This is a genomic window from Nostoc sp. (genome assembly GCF_036917155.1).
Taxonomy (GTDB): domain Bacteria; phylum Cyanobacteriota; class Cyanobacteriia; order Cyanobacteriales; family Nostocaceae; genus Nostoc.
On sequence record NZ_JBALDZ010000027.1, the window covers coordinates 33,599 to 58,049 of the forward strand.

General features: G+C 41.4%; 18 protein-coding genes. 2 read left to right on the plus strand and 16 right to left on the minus strand.

All coding sequences use genetic code 11. The annotated features are described in order from the left end of the window. Positions 1-194 precede the first annotated feature (194 nt). The 14 genes from V7K67_RS04450 to V7K67_RS04515 form a co-directional block, all read right to left on the minus strand. Positions 195-965 carry a DUF502 domain-containing protein gene (locus V7K67_RS04450; RefSeq protein WP_334731089.1) on the minus strand — a complete coding sequence of 257 codons (771 nt, stop codon included), beginning with the start codon at positions 963-965 and terminating at the stop codon, positions 195-197. A gap of 791 nt (positions 966-1,756) precedes the next feature. Beyond that, positions 1,757-2,665 carry a glycosyltransferase family 2 protein gene (locus V7K67_RS04455; protein WP_334711031.1) on the minus strand — a complete coding sequence of 303 codons (909 nt, stop codon included), beginning with the start codon at positions 2,663-2,665 and terminating at the stop codon, positions 1,757-1,759. A gap of 121 nt (positions 2,666-2,786) precedes the next feature. Beyond that, positions 2,787-3,629, minus strand: a complete 843-nt coding sequence (hpsJ-B, locus tag V7K67_RS04460) for a hormogonium polysaccharide biosynthesis protein HpsJ (RefSeq protein WP_334731058.1) — start codon at positions 3,627-3,629, stop codon at positions 2,787-2,789. Positions 3,630-3,935: 306 nt separating this feature from the next. After that, positions 3,936-4,583, minus strand: coding sequence for a TIGR04282 family arsenosugar biosynthesis glycosyltransferase (locus V7K67_RS04465; protein ID WP_335165379.1), 648 nt, complete (start codon positions 4,581-4,583; stop codon positions 3,936-3,938). Positions 4,584-4,618: 35 nt separating this feature from the next. Next, positions 4,619-5,185 carry a prepilin-type N-terminal cleavage/methylation domain-containing protein gene (locus V7K67_RS04470; protein ID WP_334731060.1) on the minus strand — a complete coding sequence of 189 codons (567 nt, stop codon included), beginning with the start codon at positions 5,183-5,185 and terminating at the stop codon, positions 4,619-4,621. After that, a complete protein-coding gene (locus V7K67_RS04475) occupies positions 5,151-6,206 on the minus strand; it encodes a glycosyltransferase (protein WP_335165381.1) in 1,056 nt (351 codons plus the stop codon). The genes V7K67_RS04470 and V7K67_RS04475 overlap by 35 nt, the downstream gene beginning before the upstream one ends. Positions 6,207-6,210: 4 nt before the next feature. Continuing rightward, positions 6,211-7,203, minus strand: a complete 993-nt coding sequence (gene hpsE / locus V7K67_RS04480; protein WP_335165383.1) for a hormogonium polysaccharide biosynthesis glycosyltransferase HpsE — start codon at positions 7,201-7,203, stop codon at positions 6,211-6,213. 21 nt (positions 7,204-7,224) lie between these two features. Further along, complete coding sequence (hpsE, locus tag V7K67_RS04485) at positions 7,225-8,184, minus strand: hormogonium polysaccharide biosynthesis glycosyltransferase HpsE (protein WP_335165385.1); 960 nt, start codon at positions 8,182-8,184, stop codon at positions 7,225-7,227. Positions 8,185-8,478: 294 nt separating this feature from the next. Beyond that, positions 8,479-9,177: a prepilin-type N-terminal cleavage/methylation domain-containing protein gene (locus V7K67_RS04490; protein WP_335165386.1), complete on the minus strand. Its 699-nt coding sequence runs from the start codon at positions 9,175-9,177 to the stop codon at positions 8,479-8,481. 37 nt (positions 9,178-9,214) lie between these two features. Beyond that, the gene (hpsC, locus tag V7K67_RS04495; protein ID WP_334731090.1) at positions 9,215-10,222 is read right to left on the minus strand and encodes a hormogonium polysaccharide secretion pseudopilin HpsC; all 1,008 of its coding nucleotides are present in this window, start codon (positions 10,220-10,222) and stop codon (positions 9,215-9,217) included. A 74-nt stretch (positions 10,223-10,296) separates the two neighbouring features. Beyond that, on the minus strand, positions 10,297-11,004 hold the full coding sequence (gene hpsB / locus V7K67_RS04500; RefSeq protein ID WP_334731065.1) for a hormogonium polysaccharide secretion pseudopilin HpsB: 708 nt from the start codon (positions 11,002-11,004) through the stop codon (positions 10,297-10,299). Positions 11,005-11,028: 24 nt separating this feature from the next. After that, positions 11,029-15,669, minus strand: a complete 4,641-nt coding sequence (gene hpsA, locus V7K67_RS04505; protein WP_335165388.1) for a hormogonium polysaccharide biosynthesis protein HpsA — start codon at positions 15,667-15,669, stop codon at positions 11,029-11,031. A 1,001-nt stretch (positions 15,670-16,670) separates the two neighbouring features. Next, positions 16,671-17,375: a PIG-L deacetylase family protein gene (locus tag V7K67_RS04510; protein ID WP_334731067.1), complete on the minus strand. Its 705-nt coding sequence runs from the start codon at positions 17,373-17,375 to the stop codon at positions 16,671-16,673. A gap of 165 nt (positions 17,376-17,540) precedes the next feature. Continuing rightward, positions 17,541-18,923 (minus strand): glycosyltransferase, encoded by a 1,383-nt coding sequence (locus V7K67_RS04515; protein WP_334731068.1) that lies wholly within the window; start codon positions 18,921-18,923, stop codon positions 17,541-17,543. 53 nt (positions 18,924-18,976) lie between these two features. On the opposite strand from V7K67_RS04515, the gene V7K67_RS04520 reads away from it, so the two are divergent. Both V7K67_RS04520 and V7K67_RS04525 read left to right on the plus strand, forming a co-directional pair. Further along, positions 18,977-19,156, plus strand: coding sequence for a hypothetical protein (locus V7K67_RS04520; RefSeq protein ID WP_335165391.1), 180 nt, complete (start codon positions 18,977-18,979; stop codon positions 19,154-19,156). Positions 19,157-19,296: 140 nt separating this feature from the next. Further along, positions 19,297-20,421 carry an RNA-guided endonuclease InsQ/TnpB family protein gene (locus V7K67_RS04525; RefSeq protein ID WP_335165393.1) on the plus strand — a complete coding sequence of 375 codons (1,125 nt, stop codon included), beginning with the start codon at positions 19,297-19,299 and terminating at the stop codon, positions 20,419-20,421. Between the two features lie 36 nt (positions 20,422-20,457). Here V7K67_RS04525 and clpB read toward each other — a convergent pair whose 3' ends face one another. Beyond that, positions 20,458-23,127 (minus strand): ATP-dependent chaperone ClpB, encoded by a 2,670-nt coding sequence (gene clpB, locus V7K67_RS04530; RefSeq protein WP_334711018.1) that lies wholly within the window; start codon positions 23,125-23,127, stop codon positions 20,458-20,460. Between the two features lie 606 nt (positions 23,128-23,733). Then, a complete protein-coding gene (gene gloA / locus V7K67_RS04535; protein WP_334731071.1) occupies positions 23,734-24,168 on the minus strand; it encodes a lactoylglutathione lyase in 435 nt (144 codons plus the stop codon). Between the last annotated feature and the right edge of the window lie 283 nt (positions 24,169-24,451).

Sequence of the window (24,451 nt, forward strand, 5' to 3'; positions counted from 1 at the left end):
CCCGCAGGCTAGGACGCAAAAGCCACAAAGGAATAAGAGTTTCAGAGAGTTATTGCGTAAGTCCTACTAAAGAAGAAATTCTTTTAAGATTTGCTTAGTGCATGAATCCACATACTCATCTTCCCCAGTCCCTAGTCCCCAGTCCCTAGTCCCCAGTACCCAGTCCCCAGTACCCAGTCCCTAGTCCCCAGTCCCTAGTCCCCAGTCCCAAATTCAGTAATAACCTGCTGCTTGGTTTCTTCGTGTGTGACTTCCAGTGTGGACTGTTTGGGGAAAACCAAGGGTGTATTGGGAGCGACAATGCCACCTGATACAACTATTTTAAAGGCGTCTTCAATAGACATGGAGAGGTTTACCACCTCGTCTTCAGGAACGACTGCGTACCATCCAGTAGTTGGATTCGGGGTGGTGGGGATAAAAACACTTAGCACGGGGCGGGACATCTGGGCTTGGATATCACTGCTGATTGCACCAGTGACAAAAGCGATCGCCCAAATTCCTCGGCGGGGATATTCTACTAAAATTACGCGGCGAAACTTGCCATTAGAATCCTTTAAGATTGTTTCTAAAAGCTGTTTGAGAGTTTTATATACCTGCCCTGCTAAAGGAATTGCCTGTAATAATCGCTCACCAAAATCTAACAACCATCGCCCAGCTATATTACGAGCCATTAAGCCCATTAATAGTATACTTAGTAAAGGTACAGCCAATCCTACTAATAAATTAAGTATATTTACTAGAACTGGGTTTAAGCCATCAAAGGGATTCAGTTGTTTGGGAATTTGGGTGAGGAAGTTGATTACCCAATTAGCAATGGTAATTGTCAGCCAGATAGTGGTTGCTAGGGGAATTATTACCAATAAACCAGCAATCAGGTCGTTTTTTAAATCCTGTTTTAGGCGATCGATTACCAAGCCCCGATTCTCCTGTTTTAAGCTAGAGGAACTTTTGTTATCGGTATCCATACCAGCAGATTCGTCAAATTCCAAAGACTTTAACTTTAGGCAGTTTATACCGAAAGTAACTTCCAAAACACTAGCAGCTTGGATACTGCCGCAAAAATACGTAGAGATTGCTGAAAATCAGCTATTTTCCATAAGCATACACATAGACGTTAACCAATCCGATGACGACTGGTTATTCTCAAAGGATGTTACTTTTCTTTGTCAGACTTGTAAATGATTGTTGCAAGTCCTTGGTTATTACTAATCTACCGCGCTTAATCAAAAGCTGCTGATGATTGTGAAAGTCTCACCAGGTAAACTAAAGAATTATTTTATCTGGCCAGTCACATTTAAGCAGGGGCGGCTTTTATGAAAATGTTCTGTTAAAAATATTAATTTATGATGGTGGTTTTATTTAAGATGTAACACGCAGTAGTGGCGTTGCAAGCAAAAAAATTGTGCATTAGACGTAGGTTGGGTGGAGCGGAGCGCAACCCAACATATAGGATTCGTATTTGATTGCGTGAAAAAACTCAGTACAGGTCTATTCCCTTCTTCCCTGTTCCCCGTTCCCTCTTCCACAAGTAAGTTCAATAATCAAATCGGATTCCTATATATCAGGATATCAGGATGTTGGCTTTGGCAAAGCCTCCACCCAACCTACAATTTTTTGGCAACATTTTAGCCTTGACACGCAACTAGGGTAGCACAGCCAGCTGTGCTACCCTACTTCTGGAATTCTGATTTTGCGATCGCGCACCCTCTCGCTGCTTGTTGATCTTACTAGGAATCCTTCTAATCTCCAGTTCCCTTTACACCACATCAACATGAGTACTTTCAGAATCCCTGCACTGTAACTGTTGTGTACTCTCTTGTACCAGAATTGCTGTTGCGTCTAAATTAGGTTTTGGTAGATACTTCATTTCCCAGACTTTGAGCAAAATCAGATATTCGTAGAATGCCTGCAATGTACACCAAGCGATTCCAGCGCGTCCATCTAAACATCCGCCTAAGATAAAATACATATATAGAAACCGTAGCAACGGTCTGGCTGGCAAACGCAAAGACAAATCTTTCAGGGCGCGACGTTTTTCAACTTCCGATTTGCCAAAGAATAAATCTCGCCAGTTTACCTCTCCTTGTTCTAGTTGATACAGTGTTTCTTGAGCTTCATCTGTAGAATAACGGTTATGCTTGTCAATCCAGCGGCTCAAGCCTTTGCTACAAGTGTAATGTGGGTATGTTTCTTTTAAAAAGCCAGTTTCACCCTCACAAACTTCTCGCTCAGTATGACCATAGTCTGTAAACCACACTTTACCGTGGCGGAAGAGTCGCATTTGGTAACGGGGATACTGTGTGCTGTAGCGAATCCAACGATTCATAAACATGACACGTTCAGCCACGTAGTAACCGATGTAGTCTGGATTCTGACTTGCCCTTTCACATTCCGCGAACAGTTCTGGTGTCATACGCTCGTCAGCTTCGAGAATGTAAACCCATTGGTGCTTCGGGGGGATAGACTCTAACATCCAGGTGCGTTGGCGTCCGTGGCTTTCAAAAGCGTGTTGGACAACGCGGATGGGATAGCGATTGGCAATTTCCACAGTGCGATCGCTACTACATGAATCCACAACAATGATGTCATCCGATAACATCGCCGATTCGATACAAGCAGCAATATCTATTTCTTCGTTATATGTCAGTATGTAAATTGAGAACATTACCCAAGTTTTATAGCGATTTTACTCAGTGATAATTGCTTTTTTATTGTTATTAGGTGCATGGCAGTATTAGCCGTCAATAATTTTTCGACCCGTTTTACTGCCATACCACAATAGTGGATTAGCGTGTGGTAGCTCTAGGTTTACCACCTTGTACAGCACCCCTACCTCTTAACCCTGTCCAGCCGATAATAATGTAACCAATAGACAACAGCAAACTGCTAATCCCAATCCGCAGTCCAGACTTCCAAGCAGTATCTTTAGCTTGTGTCTCTGCTTCGTCTCTGCGTTGGCGAAGCTGGCTCAGTTGTTGGGTTCGCAGTGTCTGAATATCTGTTTGTTGTTCGATAGCTTTGTCAAGTACTTGGGGATCTGTTTTAGCCTTCTTCAGTAACTCTTTGATATTTGCAGGAATTTGAGCGCTCTCAAGTGCTTGCTTATATTTTTGATCGTCTTTGAGGATTTCACTAAACTGAGCTTTAGTTTGGTTTCGCAGCTGCTCTAGTTGTGCTTTTCCTTGCTCAGTAGTCAGTTGTGCTTGCAATTGCGATAATCGGCTGTTCAGTTGATTTTCTGCTTGATCTGCTTCTTGAGTGATGCGGTTGAGTGTTTGAGTCTTAGCTTGATTGACGTTATTGAGGTGCAGGGGAAAAATCAGCAAGAACATCAACCCTAAAATACTTGAGAGGATCAGGGCAGGAAATCTTAAATCGATACCTTGGGGGCGATCGCTTCCTGCATCAGCATTCTCAATCCAATAGGCAGCAAACAGAAGCCCTAAACCTACTAAAGGAACAATTCCCCGATCGACGAGTGCTGTTGCCAAGTTGATTTGCCATACCCGATCAGTTGGTTGAAAGGGTAACAATAGAATCAAAAAGTCAACGAAAAAGGACAAAATGCAGATTATTCCAACTACCTTAAGTGTGAGTGCAGGACTTACGGAAGCAAAACGGTTAACCATAGTTTTTCAAACTGGCGGTGAATACGAGTGATTTTCATATTTCAAGCTACTTGAATATTGTGCCCATGACCGTGACTATTGGGTAGAAACACAAAGCAGATTCAATAGTGGTAAAGGCTATCTGCCTCTTGGTTTTTAACTAGACCACAGTAACATTTGTTATGTACAGTGTCTTCAGGAAATCCCTGGTGTTTTAATATACGAAGCTAATTGTGGGCTGTAGGAAAAGACTCATTAGAGTACTTCTCAAGTAATTAGACTACATTACTCCCCTGCTCCCCTTCTCCCCCCACTCCCTCATCTCCTTCATTTTTCCATCTGACTTGCAAGAGCTTGTTCCCAAATCGGCAGATCCTCCGGTCGGTCAACATCAGCTAAAGGCGACAAGTTCACGTATGATAAATTAAGTTTCTGGGCAATGTCCACGGTTTTCTGGAATACTCCATTGGTTCCCCAATCGATGTTAACGAATAACTCCGGGATGGGTTGGCGCAAACCAATTAAGTAATATCCACCATCGATCGCAGGGCCAAGTACTAAGTCAAAGGCGTCTAACTTCTCAAAGGCTGTCGCGAGAATCTGGGCATTAACTCCAGGACAATCTGTACCGATGATAATTACTTGTTCCATACCAGATTGAAAAGCCTCGAAAAGCGATCGCGCCATTCGTAAACCTAGATCCCCTTCACTTTGAGACCGATAAACCAAATCCAACCCCAGCCAGTCTTCCATAAGTTGCGAATCGCCACCTGCAAACCGCACTTCCATAGATATGTCAATAGCCTTTTGCAATTCTTGAACCTGAAATATTGTATATTCACTCATTTGGCGTTGAAGATTGGCAGCACCAACAATTCCTAAAACAGGTATCAATCGGGTTTTTGTCTTACCTGGCTCTGGATAGCGAGTAAAAATAATCAGGTGCCGTTTTGGGTTTCCTGGTAAGTTCAGCACAGAATAGCTTGTTTTTTGAAAAAACTAAAAATATTTTAATAACAATACTTATTATTATTGGTTTTATTATGCTCCTTTGCCGTTCGCATTGCTCCTAAAATTGTAGAAACTATGACACAACGTTTAACTTTACCACCAGACTTGCTAGATAGCGTGATCCGTCCCAACGGTGGTTTACTGACACTACCCTTGTAATCAAATTGGATTTGCTTGATGCCATTTGACTCTGATAGGGTTGTTTCCTTATCCAAACGCACATTGGAATCTAGATTATTCCAGTTGGCGTTAGATGGGTGTACTGTAGCAGGATGAACCGCCCATTGAACAATGCTGTTTTGTTCACGAAAGCTGGCTTGCCAAGTCAATTTATCCTTGGTGGCTTGCCTTTGAGCTTGGCGCATAGCATAATGAACCTGGTTTTGGGCAGTGTTGAGACGGCGAGTCTCCACAAAAGCTAGCCAGTTGGATATTCCCAATGTGGTTAATATGCCAATTAATACAACAACTACTAACGTCTCTAATAAGGTAAAACCACTGTTAGAGTGATTATTCCAGAGATTTTTTGCATTAGCTAGAGATCGTAAATACACCTGTGTATCCATTTTTTCTTTCTGGTCGATTTTCTTCAACTACCCAAATGTTGAGCAATCTTTCAGGTTCTTGGTTTATTGCGTCGCGCCGATTAATAATACTGTAGAGCAATGTGGGCGAGATCAAAATTATGACAATTTTCAATAACAATTTTAAGGTTAAACTTATATTCTGAAATCTTGAAGGATCGTAAAAAAAATACTTCCATAGAAATCTAGCAGATGATAGAGCTTTTTGTCGATTAAATGGCTTTTGTAGGGCTTTGCAGACCAGGTATTTGTATAAATTTCCTAGACTTATATCCCAACTATTTTTAAGTGTTGAAGGTCTTTCTTTATACGCTCTCTCAAGCACTTGCAAGCAGGCTTTTTCCTGCCTGACAAGATTGGAAGAAACTGAATTTGCACTTATGCGATATAAAATTTGTACATATGGTACACATACAAAATTAAACTTAGAGGCTAATCGCAGCCACATATCCCAATCCTGAGCCGCATTTAGAGATTCGTCAAAGCCACCTAATGTAATTAAAGCTTTTTTATCAATTAAGGGATTGGAACCATTCTCTAAAAAGTTATTTAGTAATAGTTCTTCGTAAATATTTCCATTTACATTAATGCGCTTACCTGAAAGTATAAATTTACCATTGGTATCAATATAATCAGTCCAACCGTAAGCAACTTTTGCAGTAGCATTTTCTTGTAAAGCTTTTAACTGAGACTGAAGTTTATCAGGTGTCCAAAGATCATCTGCATCTAAGAAACTAACAAATTCTCCAACTGCATGATGTAGCCCTCGGTTACGGCTGACATTTCCACCAGCATTGGCATAGGAAAATACTTTTATTCGTGAATCTTGAAATTGTGTAACAACTTCTAAAGTTGAGTCTTGTGAGCCATCATTAATTACAATTAATTCTAGGTTAGTAAAAGTTTGATTTAAAACAGATTGAATTGTCTGCTTAATAGTCTTCTCACTATTATAAGCAGGGATAATTACAGAGATTTTTGGTAATTTTTTTCTAGCTTTCATTATTTTATAAGGCTAATTTATTTTTTAATCCTCTGCGTAGATGAGATTTTAAGTAGTAAAAAGGACTCATCATACTAGCTAAGTAAAATTCCATTTCAAAAAGTGCAATAAGATTACTTTTCAATTGCCCTCTATATTGAATGAGATGCTGTAATGCTCGGCGTAAATTACCTAAAATAGTTTTCACAAATACTATTGGTTTTTGCCAATTTTTAGTATTTATTAAGCGTAACTGGAAAATACACAAGCCACAGCCACGTGCCAAAGTTAGAAGGTAATCTCTCTCAAATCGCCAATGTGGTATTTGATGATAAGTATGCATAGTGGGGTTATACCAAATTTCCCAGCCTGCATAATGTATATAAAGCAATGGTTCATAGTCATCACCCTGCACCAAAATACCAGGTAACTTCCCGCTTAAATTAGGTCGCAGTGGTACATTTTCACACCACACTTGTTTCCGAACCACAAGCGCCGCACCAGGAGGAAGCCTTAAATTATCTGCATCAAATAAATGTGGATTTGAACCATGTTCTCTGATAGCTAAAAAAGCTTGAATTTTTTCAAAATTTTCTGGCGGATTTACTTCAAAATCACCATGAATTTGTCCACTCCAAGCACCTGCTTGAGGATGCTCTAATCCAAAAGTATATGCTTCTGATAACCAATTAGGAGCAGGTAAATTATCATCATCTAAAAATGCGATTAGCTGCCCTCTGGCTTCACGCACTGCTCGCAGTCGAGCAAAAGCGGCTCCCTGTTCGGGTTCTAAAAAATATCTTAAATGACATCTTCCATCATATATTTTTTGGTAAGTCTCGATTACTTCAGATGTATTGTCAGAACTATTATTATCCACAACAATAATTTCCCAGTTAAGTTTTTCTACTCCTGTCTGGGTTAAGATTTTATCCAAAATCTTAGGTAAACGAGTTGCTCCATTATATGCAGGAATGGCTACGCTAATATCTAAATTTTCAATTGGTAATTCAGTCATAATATCTAATATTTTGATGAGTTATTTTCTAAAATAGCCATTTTTCCACAGATAAAAAGGGCTAATAAAACTACTTACAAAAAGTTCCATTTCACAAGCAAGTACCAAATCTTTTTTGAGTTTATTCCTATACTTAATTAAATATAAAGTTATTTTACGCAGGTCATTTACCATGTAAGACAAAAGAGCAAATGGTCTATACACATTTTTGATATTTACCATTCTAGTTACATGGCGGCTAAGTCCAATACCTCGAAAAAACGGAATTAAATAATCTTTTTGTAATCGAAATTTTGGTATCTTGTGAGAAATCTCCATTTCTGGGTTATACCAAACTTCCCATCCTGATTTTTGGATATAGGACAACATTTCTAAGTCTTCACTGGTGAGCATATTACCTTGAACTCTCCCAGTTAAAATAGACTTATCTGGTAAACTTTCTAACCACGCTTGTTTACGGACAACAAGTCCGGCAGAAGGAGGTAGTAGTCTTTTAGCTGCTTCATATAATAGTGGTAAATTACCTCGCTCTGTAATTGCCAAGAATGGAGCAATACGCTGAAAGTTTTCTGGTGGTTCTACTTCCCAGTCAGGATGAATTTGGCTGCCATAAGCTCCCGCCTGAGGATATTTTTCACCAAAAGCATAAGCTGCGGATACCCAATTTGATATTGGGTAATTGTCATCATCTAGAAAACCTATGAATTTACCTTTAGCTTGTTGCACAGCCTTTTTTCTGGCATAAGCTGCTCCCTGTCGCGGTTCAAAGCAATACTTTAAAGGGTAAGGACACTGCCAATTTTGTTGAGTTTCTTGAACAACTTTAGCTGTGTTATCAGTGCTGTTGTTGTCTACAACTAGAATTTCCCAAGATAAATTTTCGGTGTGAAGTTGATTTTTTAGTCGTTCTAGTAGTTCAGGCAAACGACTTTCACCGTTATAAGTTGGAATAGCTACAGTAAAGTCAAGGTTATCAGTCATTTTCTGAAAAGAATATTTTGATTAGGACGCTTTGTATATATTCAGCCAATGGCTAATTTATAGCGGCTGGCATATCAGTTAGGATAAGTCTGCTTCTGCTATAGATAGCTGTGACAGCCACTCTCTTGCGATTTGCCAATGTCCTAAGCTGTCTGACGAATACTATATCAGCGACTTTTAAATAAATCTATCAAACATTAAAACTGCACGTGATGTTTCAATTTTGCGATCAATGTGCAGTTTTATGTACAGTGTTATTACGTGTTTTTATATAAAGATTACTACATAAACGACCTAATTGCATTGACTGTCTTTTGCTGTTACCATTGCTCCCAGGAGAGTTTCAACAATGACGCATCGCTGTATACTAGGCGATGTAGAGTTTGTAGAGCTTGGTGCAGCTACTACTATTTTTAACCCAGGTGGATCTATCGAAGGGGATATAGGTGTTCCAAAGTTTGGAGTTGGTAAAGCCCCCATATAGTCAAAAGTGATCTGTGTTGACGTATTTGAAGCAGGGTAGGATACAGTAGAATTAGAGTTCACAGTGTTTTCGCCACTGAGATTTGTGCCCAGCAGTAATTTATTAGAATTAGCTCCCACATCTGCCCCTAAAGGTTTCCATGTGCTGATTCCAGCACTGGTACGATAAATAGCAACATCTATATCTTGAGTTGTGCTATCTGTCTGAAAACTGACACTATAGCTAAGTTTATTTCTTTTAGCTTCGCTCTGTGCTTCTCGCAGTGCGGCTAAAACGGCATCGTTAACCTTATTTACCTGCTGTCGATTTACAAAGGCGAGCCAACCAGGAGCTGCGATCGCTGATAAAATTCCGATCATCACCATCACTACGATTAATTCCAGCAAGCTAAAGCCAGCATCTTGTCGGGTGTATCCAGAAGCATAGCGCAGCCTGTTAATTAGCCATAGCTGTTTACTGGTTTCATTTCTACTGTTTGGGTTAAATAACTTCAAACTTAACTTTTCCATAATGGCAGCCATTAAGTAATTATTTGAACTTCAGCATTTACTTGGTATACAAGTATCCGCGTCCTTGTACTCGTACACTTGCAGTTGGAAAATAAGTTTTTTGGGCATCAGTATACTTGATTTTACTTGAGTCTGTTTCGATACGAGCAAGTGCATTACCTCGTATAAAGACTTGCGCTGCTGTGTTAACTTGATCAACACAGGCATAAAAGCTAGTCATTTTACCCGTATCAAGAGTATTGAAAGAGGTTGGTATGCTGGTGGGAGAGCAGGCTGCTGTTGGTGCAGGATTTGAAGCGTCGTCAGTTTTGGTTTGATCAATAAAGTCAACAAGTACTGTGGGATTGGCAGTGTAACTTGCTGTATCTTTTGTCCAAGCATTCATCTTTTGTGCTATCGAGCCTATTCCATCAAGATTAAATGGGGCAAAGCCTGGGCTAGGACAGTAACCGGTTAGATACTTCCCACAAGTTTGTGTACTGCTAGGATCTGGTACACCATCCTGAATTTGCCATCGGGCAATACGAGCAGCTTGAGACCAGGTAGAAGTAGAACTATTATAAGTAGCGTCTTGAATTAAATAGTAGGCAACTAATGAGTAAACAAAAGTATCATCTTTTTGAGTACCTGTAATTGTAATTGCTTGACTAACTAATTCTCGTTTCCAAAAGACAAGCACAGGAACTCTATCTGTTGCAGTTGGATTAGGTAGTTGATTCCCAGTTGTACTTGCATTTGGGCAAGTAGTAGTATCAGCAGTACCGGTTAGACAACCAATTCCAGTAGCATCATAAATATAAATTGCCTGTTGTAAATCACGGGCAATGTAATCTAGTGCAGCTTGAGTTTCTTGCTCAGAATTTGCCTTGGCTTGTTCCTTTCGGTCGGTATCCAGAATATTGATCATGAATCCTAGCAACGGCGTGATGATCAGGAAAGCTAGGATCATGGCTACCAACAATTCAATTAGGGTAAAACCATCAACTTGCTGAATGCCCTTGGAGCTATTCAGCTGTTTACTGAGCAGAAATTTTAATGTCCTCATCATACTGGGGTATTCTCTTTACTAATAGATGCACTGCGATCAATCACATAATATGAACTTGCTTGCCCAGTTTTTTATTGGCAAGTTTGATTTGTCGCAATACCTAGCCGCTGACATAAAGCCTGAAATGAAGTCGTACTGTTGGCAATGTCGGTTGTAATTTCAATTAATGGTGCTTTGCGGCTACCTAATCCACCAGTGAAGGGTGTTTGTGTGTTTTTAGTATCAACAGTGCTGGCTATTAAGGGAAAGTCAGCATCTGCTCGATAAACCCTAATTCCCAGACGGTAGCCATCGTTCACCCCAGCACTTTGAACAACAATTCGACTAGCCTGGATATAAAATGAATTGCCAGTATTGCTACTACAGTCTGGATTAGAAATGCTACCGTTCTGAAAGCAATATAAGGTAGTTGCATCTGTAGGAACGGGCATATTTGTAGTATTAATTAAATAGTCACCTGGGCTACCTGTTACAGCTGGTGTACCCGCTACATCTGCAACGCGTCTGGGCGCAGCTGATGTAGAAGCAGCAAGTGCGCCTGTAATGACTGTACTTGGCGCTGTAATAGCTCCAGTTCTGATGCCATCAATGAATGTTTTTGCCGCTTGGGTTGCCAGTTCTACCCGTCGAGATTGAACGCGGGTTGCTGTTGCCAGGACTATTACAGGTGCGATCGCTGTTAGTAAAATAGCAACTACGAGTAATGCTACCAGCGACTCAATAATCGTAAAACCAGACTCACCAGAAGGGTGGATTTGTTGTTGTTTGTGCTTAATCATTGCTAATCACCAGCTTCTAAAGTTCTATGATGGGCAATTACCACGTTGATCTTCATCAATTGCAGGAGTAGTAAAGCTAGTAGGGTCACTAGTATCGGGTTTTTTCGCACATAACAAAGTTGCCACCCAGGAGTCATCTCGACCAACTTCCCGGAAGTACTCGTTTGGCAAATCATCTGGGGTTCTCACCAATTTTTGAGCAAACAAGTCAGGCGACTGAGAAAGCAACGCTACATCATAACCCCACTGCCGTTTAGGAGCTATGTAGAAAGGAGCTTGACCACTATTACCAGCGATTGGATATGCTCCGCTTAAAGTTGCCGTAAACGGCCCAGTAGCAAAAGCACTGCGCTTGAACTGGATAAAAGAGCCGCTAATCCTCGCCGGGGTAGCATTTGCTGTACTATCGTCTGAGTTCCAGTCCTCCATAAACCTCACAAAGTTGTGTAAACCACCATTATCTTCATTGGATCGTGCAGGTGTATCTCCAGCTGCTGCGGCTAAGTTGAAGGTGGTTGAGGTAGCCAATTGTAGCCAATTGTAGTGATTCGGGGTTTTACCACTTCCTGGGCCTATTCTTGTAGTATCGGGTGAGCCAGGACTCCCAAAAGGTATATTGATTTGTAAGACTGGTGACAAGCGGGGTTGAGCTTGCAAAGTAGGGGCGCTACTGTCTATGATTAAAGATTTGTCGGCTGAATTGTTTGAGTCATTGGTCTTGAACCATAAAGCAGTAGTGGATTGTCGCGGGTTGCCATTCCCATAGTTATTACTACCCCCATAGTAAAATTTTGCCACTTTATTTGTCGTATCAACTCCCAAGGGTGAAGGACTACCACCACTAGTAGACACGTTGCCATCAGTACCACGAAAAATTAGGTTGCCAACAGGAGTAGAAGCATTATCACGTTCAAAGGCAACTCGACGGGGGTAGGTCGATATTGAACTTGCTGCTGGTACAGCCGTTGTACCTGCATTTAAGGTTGAAATTGACCAATCTGAATTACCATCAGGTGGAATTTGCCAAGAGTATTTATTATTAGCTGAGTTTATTGGGTCATAGTGAACATACCAGTCTGTAGGTAATGTACACGCCGAAACAGGTAATTTCGGACAAACTTCCATTAAGTACTCGTTGAAATTTCCCCGTCGCTGAATTGGTGTGACAAAGTTATTAAGGTAAGAACTAGAGATATTTGGGATACCGCTGCTGTTATACCAGCTAGCATTGGTGACGTTGGCGTTGGTAAAAAAGCCATTATTTTTAAAATTGGTAATAGAATTAGTATCCCCTAAGTTATTGTTCAAGTCATAGTCTCCATCATTGCGGAAACCCAACTGAAAGCTATTAGAAAGTAGGGTTACAGCATCAGCTATCACGCTTGCAGGTCGCCATTCATCCCCAGTAGCACAATTTGGTAGCCTGGGATCTCCCGAACGACAGGCAAAGTTAACGTTGAGTCCGGTGCGATCATAAAAGTTGCCCCAATTATCTTGCAATGCAGTTGTGAATTCTTCTTGGGTGTGAAGATTAAAGTCACCCTTAACATATACAGGTATATTAGAAGCCAAAATTAGCCCTTTTTCTGTGTCTCTATAAGAGTTTGTACGCCAGATTTTTCCCCCATTGACCAACATAATGGCGTTAGGACGGCGAGTTGGGTCAAGTATATAGTCAACAGGACTTACTGTCGTTTGGTTTCCTGCCGTTGCAGCTGCACTTGCATCCAAAAGCGCATCATCACGGGTAGCATAGATAATGCCGCTATTTGGCAATAAGTATTCTGTTGCTGTTACACCACCACTAATAGTTTTTCCTCGCAGCTGATTAACATCTAATACTGTGGCGCGAATTTCTAGGGGTTGACGATCTGTAAGGGCAAGATCGTAGTCAGCGGCTGCTGGTACACTTGCTTGAATTGTTGTTGTTCCATCAGGTAATGTATAACCATCTGCATTAGTGAATGTATTTATACCAGATGTACCATCAGCATGAATTGCCTTAACTTGCCTGGGATCGAGAAAGGCAGTTTCCATGATTGCACCGTGAGGAATAGCAAGAGGACTTTGAACGGTAATAGTGCCGTCTAAAATTTGGATGGCGCAAAGTGCAGATTCAACAGCAGACCTTTGTGAGAGAGTACGGTTAGCCGCAGTTTTTGCCAAAGCATTTTGAAGTAGCTGATTCACCCAACGCCCATTGGGATACTTCAATTGGGCTTGATAACTAAGCACTGCCGCATAAGTTGTTTCACCGTTAGCTGTGTCGGGAGGATTGTAGACTATACCGTTATTGGAATTGCCATTATTTGTACCATCCAAGTTGGGGAAGTTTATAGGAGATACATCAGCTAAACCTGTTTTGTTCCTGGCTGTAATGCTATTCGTTGGATCATAGTAGCTACTAACACAAGCAATAGGCGCTGGAGTCTGTTGGTTGTAACTTGCAATGTTGTAGTGATAAACTGCTGTTGCCCGCATCCGCAGGTAGGGCGTGTATTTGTCTAGTAGTTGCTGATCAGTGTTAGAACCTCTTACAGCAGTCGTAATACCTGATTTTAGTGAGTTTGAGCCGTTGGCTAATACAATAGTATTATCTTTCGTACTAGTATTAGTTGCAGCATTTTGTGAGGCAACTGGCATCATGTCTGACCAGATATTTGTGGTGACACTAGCGGCTGTGGAAAAGTCTGTATCAGTAGCACTACCTGTGGTGGTATAGCTACTAGGTAAATAAATTCCACCACCAGTAACTACTCGTAAGCCACCTACAGGATCTTGTGGATTTGTTGGGATACTAGCTGCTGCCAATTCCCAGTCTCCATCTCTGTCTGTAGCTCCCAAATCAGCCAATTGCTCTACGAGGGTACGACGAGTGCGAGTTCCTCCTCCAGTGTTATCCCATGTAATACCTGTGATATTTTGGGTGTCTTGTGGATTTGGCCCAACAAAGCTTGAGCTTGTTTGATTCCACCAGAGTTGAGGTAAATTATTACCAACTGAAATGCGATCGCCTAAAAATACCTCTTTACCGTCTGGGTCTTTTTGTAGAGTAGTTGGTTCAGTTGCAGTCGGTTGAAGCTTTGTGCCACCACTTGTTGTATTCAGTGTCAGTTCAGTGTAGTTAGTACCTGTCGTTTTACCATCGCTGGGGTCAGTTGGATAAATCCAAATATCTGGTGGACGTAGCGTATCGCCACTACCATTTAGTGGGCTGGTTGTTTTATAACTACCCAAAGCATCACTATTAAAACCAACCTCTGTAAAAGGTACACGGCGGGTGCGCTTTTGAAAGTAAAGCTCTAGCTGTTGTTGGCGGAACTGAGCTTGTTCTACTGCTGTGAAATGTGATGCTGTGAAGCCACTCTTCTGATATTCCTGGTTAATGCCATTACTAACCTCTGTCGGATCAGTACTAGCATTATTAGCCATCTGTGCAGAAACTAAGCTATTGATACGCTGCACATAAGCTAGACTGTTATAAGCTATAACATTCGGACCCTGGGTAACTGATTTTTGAAAATTAACTCCAGTCGGGTTGCTGCTTGTTCCCTGGAATAAATGTACTGCGGTACTGGGAGATATATCACTAGAATCTGTAAATCCACCAGCGGCCGTATTACCACCAACAACTATTTTGGCATTATCGGCTGTATAGTAACATGATGCTTTACTACTAACCTGATATAGGGTAATTCCTGATCCTCCCCCAGTCAGGAAGTTACTATTGGTAAAAATCCGCCCATTCAGGTTGAAGGTAGGACCTGGAGTGAGGTTGATATCATCCTCATAAATAACTGCGTTGTTAACCAAAAGAAGTTGCACGCGGTCTTGTTGATACTCTAGGGCAGAGAAACCTTTATTGCCTTTATATTGCTCATAATTAGTAGTATCAGCAGGTGTACTAGTAATAGGAACAGTTGCGGTGTAAGCAAAGAAGCTTTTTTTCAGTTGGCCATTGATATTAAACCAGCCAGTATTACCTACTAAACTGGCACTTGTTGAAGTATCTCCACAATCTCCACTCAAACCACCGGCCGCCATTGGTGGAGTTCTCGCCTCTAAGGAGTTTCTAGCATTTTGATATGCGCCATTCGTTATCGGAGGATTTGTAAAGTAGATGCCATAAAGAGTGTAGCTATCAAATTTACCATTGTTATCGGTATCGACTGGATATTGCCATGCCGTTTGCAGTTGGGTTCGTTCGCCCTGATACGTTGAGCTTGTAGTTAGTGTCAGTTGAGTTTCATCGCCAAAGGTATATTCTGGTATATTAGTCGTCAAAGTAGAGTACAACGCATCATCTGTTGGCGTAGCTCGTGGTAGCCGTCCATCTTGAAATAGCTTGTTTAATTTAGCTCTAGCACGATCAATTGCTGGGGTTGCAGAATTGAGAGTAGCCTCATTCACGCGGGTATTACTGGCGTTTTTAGAGCGCTCAAAAGACCTAAATAAAATTGCGGTAGTCAGTAACACAACTACTAGTGTTACCATTACTACAGTTGGCAAAATAAACCCAGCATTTCCCGCACTACGCTTTCTCTTAGTAGTGAAAATGGTTCTTAGTAGCCAAATAAGTTGCTTTTTGATTGTAGATAAAAACTGTTTTCTAAGTTTTTTTAAAGAAAATCTTACTGCCTTGAATAACTTGCGTCTTACAGACATAGAAGCTTCCCTGCCAAGTGTTTGATTACAGATTTGAGGATGTTAGTTCTATAGGTAATTAAGCCTGTTAGGTAATTTTTAAGTCAAAGTTAGACTTTTGATTTGTGTTAAAATTGACCTTGCTTGAACATTGCTAAAAATGCATTAGCAAATTAACAAATACGGTTTATTCGATTTATATCATGGGTTGATTTTTTGGTTAATACCGAAAAATACTGATCTTCTCGAAATTCTTGAATTTATACCTGCTTATGAAAGAAAAATTGTTCCTTTTATAGAATACTGATTTCACAGAAAAAACCTGCATTTCCAGGCAATTAAGCTCACTTTTATAGGTAAATAGTATGACTTAAAATTAACTTTGTAGAAATCTATTCCATCCAAAGGTAGCTTTATGAAGATATTGTCAGCATACTAAAGTTATATTACCCACGTGTTCAAGTAAAAATATCAGTTGGTGTCAAAATAATATGAAGAAATTTAAAACCTCCCCACTACAGCTACCGTGTATACACAAGTCAAATTACCCCCCTTAATCCCCCCTTAGAAAGGGGGGAAAATAAATCTAGTTCCCTCCCCTTTATAAGGGGAGGGTTAGGGTGGGGTAAAACTGACACGAAAAACCAGGTGAGTGAACTATTTCAGACTTGTGTATACACCGTAGCCACTACAGGGAGGTGGCAGAGTAAATATTCTTAAGTAAGTTGGTGAGAATATTTGAGTGACTTGGGGATGTTTCTCAATCTCTGTTTCACATAAAATACTAGCAATATATTTACCTGAGGTAGTGCGAGTTATAGTAACGTTTACAAGCGATCCTTTAATTTCCTGAGACTTGTGAAACTTCACCCATCCTAGCTTTGGAAGCTTTAAATGATTCTCTATTACCTGAATATTGCCGTTGGTCAGGTTGGTTTTGTAGGACTGCTTGGAGACATGTTTCCTTTTGAATTTAGGGAAGCCTACACCTTTACCTTTTGCAAGAGGTCTTATCTATTAGATTATTGATTTGACAGCAAAGAAGGCGGTTTGAAAAAAATTTCATACGGTACGAAAAATCGCCGTAGGAAATCAGGCTTTAGTACAGCAGAAGTTTCAGCATCAATAGGTAGGCACTGGGAGCGATAGGCTTCAAGCGCCTCTATTTTCTTGCTTTGAACAGAATGAATAGATATACGGTGAGCAGATGCTAATTCATCTAGTTTCAGGTCACGGAAGAGTAAAGATTTCCAGAGAATCCAAATAGGGTATTGTAAAATGTCAACCTCAATTTCAGAGTATTGAATCGCCGCTTTAACTAATTCATAAGTTACTTCGTGGTCTTTAATACGGTCTTGGCGGTGAGTCACATAAACCTCCCCAGGCTGGAAAGATTTCAGGAGTTGAGCAAGTTGTTCAATTGTTTGTTGGCGCTTGCTTGCATCTAGATATTGAAGCTGACTATCTGGTTTGTCGAGAAAGTAAATTTGGCTCTTGTCGATGCCTAAGATGCTTAAAGCACAAAGCGCTTCCTGCTTACGAATGGGAACCATTTCACCAGATTGAAACTTGGGATGTTTGCCATGACTTGCTGCTCCATCTGTGACAAAAACAATCTGGACTGGCACATTCTGTTCCCGCTTGAGTCTAATCAAACCACCACACCCCAAAACTTCATCATCCTGGTGCGGTGCAATTACCATCGCGGATTTCTGATTAATATTCATTGGCTTACTACCAATATACAATAGCCAAAAAAACTGCAACCTACTCATAAATTCTGGCAATTTCTGATTGTATAGTCGCCAAATCTTGTTTTGTACTCGATGAAGAAAATGTTTGATGTTCAGCATAAGAAAGGCAGAGGGTAAAGAAATTAATATGGAAGCGGCTTAAAAACTTTCTTGTTTCTTCTCTTCTGCCTGCTTTTGCAGGTTATTATATATGGTTGCTAAATCTGCTGCCTGCACATTTACTGTGCGAACAGGTTTAATACCTTGGCGCAGTGTATTAAGTAAATTAGTATCTGTTGCTAATCGCTCAAGAGCATGAGTCCAAGCCTTAGTATCGTTAGCAGTAACTAACCAACCATCAATGCCATGTCTAACAAGTTCAGCAATACCCCCCAAGTTAGAGCCGATGACAGGTACAGATAGAGAGTGGGCTTCTAATACAACCAAAGGTCCAGTTTCCAGGCATTGAGAAGGTACAGCCAGTAAGTCATAGTTAGCTAGAGTCTGAGGGAGTTCAACTCTAGTTAGTTCTTTATTTACACGAATCCGAGGATCATTTGCGATCAAATTAAAGATTTTTTGGCGATATCGTTCATCCTGCGTTATTCCATGAATGACTAACTCAATCTTGACTTGCTCAGGTAAATCTTTAACTGCCTGTACTAAAATATCGATACCCTTATATATATCCCAGCGTCCTAAAAAAACTACTTTTAAAGGGTCTGATTGCTGTTTTATCTGTAGTGATTTTTCTTGTGCAGTATAAGAAATTCCATGTCGAGAGAGAATAAGTTTTTCTTCAGGGATGCCGTTGATGAGTAGAGCTTTATAAAGCCAATCACACACTGTCACAATACGATCAGCATATTTGGCCATTTTTAGCAAACTATTTTGACGCGCAGCAACATAAGCAGGCACGACAAAAGGACGTACAAACCTTCCCAGATTACCATCGTCTACTGAGGCTGGAAGATATGCACTGGTAGGCAAAGGTAGGCGACTGAGAAGATCCAAGGGAAAATGGCTCAAACTTTTGACCATTGGAGCAGGTAGCTTTTTGCTCAAAGTATCGGCACACTGAGAACACCGCACCACATCAATTTTGCCATCACAAACTTTTTGTCCGTTGAACATCAAAGTAATTCGCTGGCATAAGGGTACGGCATAGTGTACTGTCAACACTGTTGCCATGCCTAATTCTTTAGCTAATCGCAAATGAGGCAAACCACAATATACTTCCCAGTGGTGCTGGTGATATATGTCTGCTTTTTGGTTAGTTAACCAATTAGCGAAATATTCAAATTTCCCATGTGGAAATTGCCCATGATTGGGTTGTGTTTTGGGCGCGGGAAATACAGGATATCGATAAACTTCTACATCGTTATATTTATAAGTCTCTTCTTTTTGGGAACCGTTACTAGCCGCTGCTATCTGGATGTCAACATCATGGGTTCGTAATTTTGGCAGTAACTCGTTGAGGTTTACTTGAATACCACCACATTTATCTGGAAAATAACGAGCAAGAGCTTGAATTACTTTCATAATAGGAGCCACCAGGACAGTAAATCTGTTCTTGCTATTTTACTCGCTGTATTATGAATTACCCAGTAATAGTTGTGCTTCAGTTAATTCATATCTTGCACCGGGCGACTGGAAGTCGCGGCTACACAGGCAAAACCCGCCTAGGCGGGTTTCAAGCCCTTAATTTTACCGAAAAATTGGGTTTAAAGCCCCGTCGTTCTACAACGGCTTTTTCTTCATCTTTAGACTTCTAATCAATTCTCTAAGAACATCGGTTTTTGTTCGCCCCACTAATTCGCAATATTCTTCAAGAATCTGAAACTCAAATTCTTCGATCCTAAAATCTAATCGCTTCTTCATTGATTATTCCGGCTATATGCTGTACAATATTAGCATGAAAACACTGAAGTTCAAATTATATCAACACAAGCGGAATAGATTTCTGAAGCGGTCAATTAATGCTGCTGGGATAATCTACAACCATTGTATTGCTCTCCACAAACGCTACTACCGGATGTGGGGAAAACACTTGAATTGTGCTAAAATTCAGGGTCACATTGCCAAATTGCGGAAGCGTAAAGAGTTCTGGCAATCAGTAGGCTCTCAAGCAGTACAAGATATTTGCCAGCGCATTGAGAAAGCCTACCAGTTATTTTTTAAACACAATAAAAAGGGGGTTCGACCACCGGGGTTTAAAAAGGTCAGAAAATATAAATCATTCACCTTAAAGCAAGCTGGTTATAAGTTTCTGGGTGGTAATCGAGTTAAAATTGGTAGTCGAGTTTATCAGTTTTGGAAGTCTAGAGAGATTGAGGGAACGGTCAAAACTTTAACTATCAAGCGCACACCATTAGGTGAGTTGTTTATGGTTGTGGTTGTTGATGAAGGCAGTAAACCAAAAGTTGAAGTTAAGACGGGTAAAATCGCTGGTTTTGATTTTGGGTTAAAGACATTTCTCACCTGCTCAGATGGTACAACAATTGAGTCTCCCCAATTTCTCAAGCAATCGCTGAAAATAGTAGCCAATGCGAGTCGTCACCATTCCAGAAAACTAAAGGGTTCCTCCAATCGGGAACGAGCGAGAAAAAATCTAGTACGCAAATATGAAGATATTTCCAACCGTAGGCGCGATGGCGCGTGGAAATTAGCGCATGACTTAACCGATAAGTTCGATGTACTGTGTTTTGAAACGCTCAACCTCAAGGGGATGCAACGCCTTTGGGGACGGAAGATATCAGACTTAGCGTTTGGTGAGTTTGTCCAAATCTTAGAATGGGTTGCCAAAAAGAAAAATAAATTGGTTGTTTTCATCGACCAAGGGTATCCCAGCAGTAAGACTTGTTCTCATTGTGGACACGTTCTAGAAAAACTAGATTTGTCGGTGAGAGAGTGGCGTTGTCCCTCTTGTCAGTCCGTGAATGGACGTGACGAGAACGCCGCACGTAATATTCAAATGGTTGGGGCATCAACCATTGGCTTAGGTGATGTCAGACAGGCTATGCCTGCAATTGCTGTTTGAGGCTAGAATCCTCGTGCGTTCACGCCGGGGAGTGTGTCAAGATTCGGGTGCTGACTTAACTAACGTGACAATGCTTTGCGGGACTGACACTTTAACAGGCGCTTTTTTACTAAAAGACAGACCATTTTCATTTTTGTCAATGATTATGGTGTCTCCAGAGATAAAAGTATTTTCCAATAACTTGGTGGCGAGGGGGTTTTCTACTTCTCGCTGAATTGCCCGTTTGAGTGGGCGGGCACCGTAAACTGGGTCATAACCTGATTCGACAAGGTGATCGCAAGCTGATTGGGATATCTCAAAGAAGATTTTTTGCTCACGGAGGAGATTTTCTACCCGTTTGAGTTGAATACGGATGATATGCCGCATTTCCGTGCGACTGAGGGCATGGAAGAGAATAATATCATCAAGGCGGGTGAGAAATTCGGGGCGGAAATGCGATCGCAATGCTTCCATTACCCTAACCCGCATTGTTTCATACTTGGAATCATCACCAGATATATCCAAGATATGTTCGCTACCAATGTTACTGGTCATGACAATAACAGTGTTACGAAAATCTACTGTCCTTCCTTGAGAGTCAGTAACTCTCCCATCATCTAACACTTGCAATAAAATATTAAACACATCGGGGTGCGCCTTTTCCACTTCATCCAGCAGCACCACTGAGTAAGGACGGCGGCGAACCGCCTCGGAAAGTTGACCCCCTTCTTCATATCCTACATATCCTGGAGGCGCACCGACTAACCGAGAAACTGAGTGTTTTTCCATATACTCAGACATATCTAAGCGCACCAATGCATCATCAGAATCAAAGAGAAACTGAGCTAATGCGCGGGCGAGTTCGGTTTTGCCCACACCTGTAGGGCCCATGAACAAAAATGAACCAATGGGACGAGAGGGATCTTTCATCCCCGCACGGGCGCGACGAATTGCGGCTGCTACTGCTTCTACAGCCTCTTCTTGTCCAATGACTCGTTGATGCAAATGACTTTCTAGTTGCAGTAATTTTTGCCGTTCTGATTCCAATAGGCGATTGACGGGGATTCCTGTCCATTTGGCGACGATTTCGGCAATATCGGCTTCGGTGACTTGTTCTCGCAGCAACGTGGAACCTTGGTTTTGAATTTCTAAAAGGTTCGCTTCTTTGGCTTCGCGATCGCGCTGCACTCCCTCCAATTTGCCATACTTCAGTTGGGCAGCTTTATTCAAATCATAAGCACGTTCCGCCTGTTCAATTTGCACTCGCAGCGCATCTTCTTCTTTCTTTAAGGCGCTTATAGCCTCAAGTATCTGCTTTTCACCTTGCCATTGCTCGTTAAATGTCAGCTGTTTTTCCGTTAAATTGGCGATTTCTTGCTCAATTCGTTCTAAACGTTCTTTAGTTTGGGGAGTACCCTTTTCTTCGCCAGCTAATGACAGTTTTTCCATTTCTAACTGCATGAGGCGGCGATCAATGGTTTCCAATTCGGCTGGTTTGGAGGTAATCTCCATTTTCAACTGGGCTGCTGCTTCATCCACTAAGTCGATGGCTTTATCTGGTAGGAAGCGATCGCTAATATAACGCGCTGACAGGGTTGCTGCTGCTACCAAAGCCGAATCAGAAATTTTGACGTTGTGATGCACTTCATAGCGTTCTTTCAATCCTCGCAGAATGGAAATAGTATTTTCCACGGTTGGCTGATCGACAAATACTTGCTGAAAGCGGCGTTCTAGGGCGGCATCTTTTTCTATGTGTTTGCGGAACTCGTCGAGGGTAGTAGCGCCAATACAACGCAGTTCTCCCCGCGCCAGCATCGGTTTGAGCAGATTTCCGGCATCCATTGCCCCTTGTTGGTTGGAACCTGTACCAACTACGGTATGCAGTTCGTCAATAAACAGGACGATTTGACCATTAGATTCCGTAACTTCCCGGAGAACAGATTTTAGACGGTCTTCAAATTCACCTCGGTATTTGGCCCCAGCAATCAAACTACCCATATCTAAAGAGATGAGTTGGCGATTTTTCAGAGATTCGGGAACGTCACCATTTACCATTCGCTGTGCCAAAGCTTCTGCGATCGCAGTTTTACCTACCCCAGGTTCACCAATCAATACGGGGTTATTTTTGCTACGACGAGACAAAACTTGAATTACCCGCCGAATTTCGTCATCCCGCCCAATCACCGGGTCGAGTTTTCCCGCTTTTGCCTGTTCTGTCAAATCTCTGCCAAATTTTTGTAAAGCTTCATAGCGGGATTCTGGGCTTTGATCTGTCACCTTTTGGCTACCGCGAACGGCTTTGATCGTAGCTTCTAGTTTAGCGGCATCAGCACTAAAGCCTTTGAGGATCTTTCGTCCAATGCGATCGTCTTCAGCAAATGCCAAGAGTATATGTTCTACTGAAATGTAGGAGTCTTTCATCCTGGCTCTAGCTTCCTCGGCTCGGTCTAGTAAAACATCTAAACTGCGGCTAAGGTAAAGCTGATCACTTTTACCAACTTTGGGCTGACGTTGGGTAAAGGCTTCTAGCTGTTCCTGTAAGCGGATTGGATCGACCTCAGATCGCGCCAGGATACGGATTGCTAAACTCGTGGGTTCTTCTAACAGGGCAATAATTAAATGTTCAACATCTAGTTGCTGTTGTTGATAAGCACGTACTATATCCTGAGATTTAACAATTCCTTCCCAGGCTTTATCAGTAAATTTATTTGGATCTGTAGGTTGCATCTTTAGAATTTTGGAATTTTGATTTTTAGTTTAGGGATTGGGAGTGGGGATTGGGGATTGGAAAAACTTTTCTCTAGTCACTAATTCCTAGTCACTAGTCCCCAGTCCCTAATTATCCAAGCATTCTCAGCGTATATCCGTGTGTATCTCCGGTGGCAATTTTGGCTTGGTAATTGGTGATAGTTTAACGTGTCGCGGAAGTCCCCACCTTCAATGTACTCATAAGGTGGGGATTGTGAGCGGGGGGTGTTCGCAAAGCGTCACGAAGTGAGGATTGCATCCAGTATTGTTTTTTTTGCGTCAGCAAAAACAAATACGCTTATGTATGACGAAGCACCAAAATTTTCTGATAAAATTATTGGGTCTTGACCACCAATGTCGTAAGCGAAAACCAAGCTGTATAGGTAAGTGTCACAAGAGAAAGATTTGGGTCTTGGGAACCAGGACTCCTGACAAGAGGAGGGAATGTCAGACTTTCTAGTACTAGGAAGACAATAGAGGCTGTTCCCGATGAATTGGGAAGCCTCGTCCGTCTTAGGTTGGGGTAGTTCACGTGATATTCCACACTAGCGGATAATTTATTTTTTTGGAAATCCCTTATAAGAATTACTGACTCACAAGTTGCTCTTGTGATTCCTGTTTGACTATTGACCCTTGACTTCCCAGTTGAATCAGTTCAATTTTATACCCATCTGGATCTTCCACAAAAGCAATTACCGTTGAACCATGTTTCATTGCCCCTGGTTCGCGCACTACTTTACCGCCCTGATTGCGGATTTCCTGACACGTAGAATAAATATCATCAACGCCAAGGGCAATGTGACCATAAGCATTACCCAATTCGTATTTTTCCACTCCCCAGTTGTAGGTTAGTTCGATCACCGCGTTATCGCTTTCATCACCATAGCCAACAAAAGCCAGGGTAAATTCTCCTCCTGGATAATCTTTTCGGCGCAGCAGTTTCATTCCTAGAACTTCACAGTAGAACTTCAAGGACTCTTCAAGGTTGCCTACCCGCAGCATTGTGTGTAGTAATCGCATATTGACCTTTTCTCTGTAATTGATTTAGTGTTATTCTCTGCCAACATTTTACCTAGCTCAAAGTCTGAAGGTAAAAATGCTTTCACAGAAAGAATTAAAAAGTAAAGGACAGGATAAACAATAGACATCTGGTGAAAATGAATGTAGAGACGTAGCACTGCTACGTCTCTACAAGGACTCTGGATAACGCATATTTAATTTCTGGAGATGTCTAATTAACCATTTTTGGCATTGATTCCGATCCCTATAATGGAAATCTTCTTTAATCTCAGCCGATAACGCC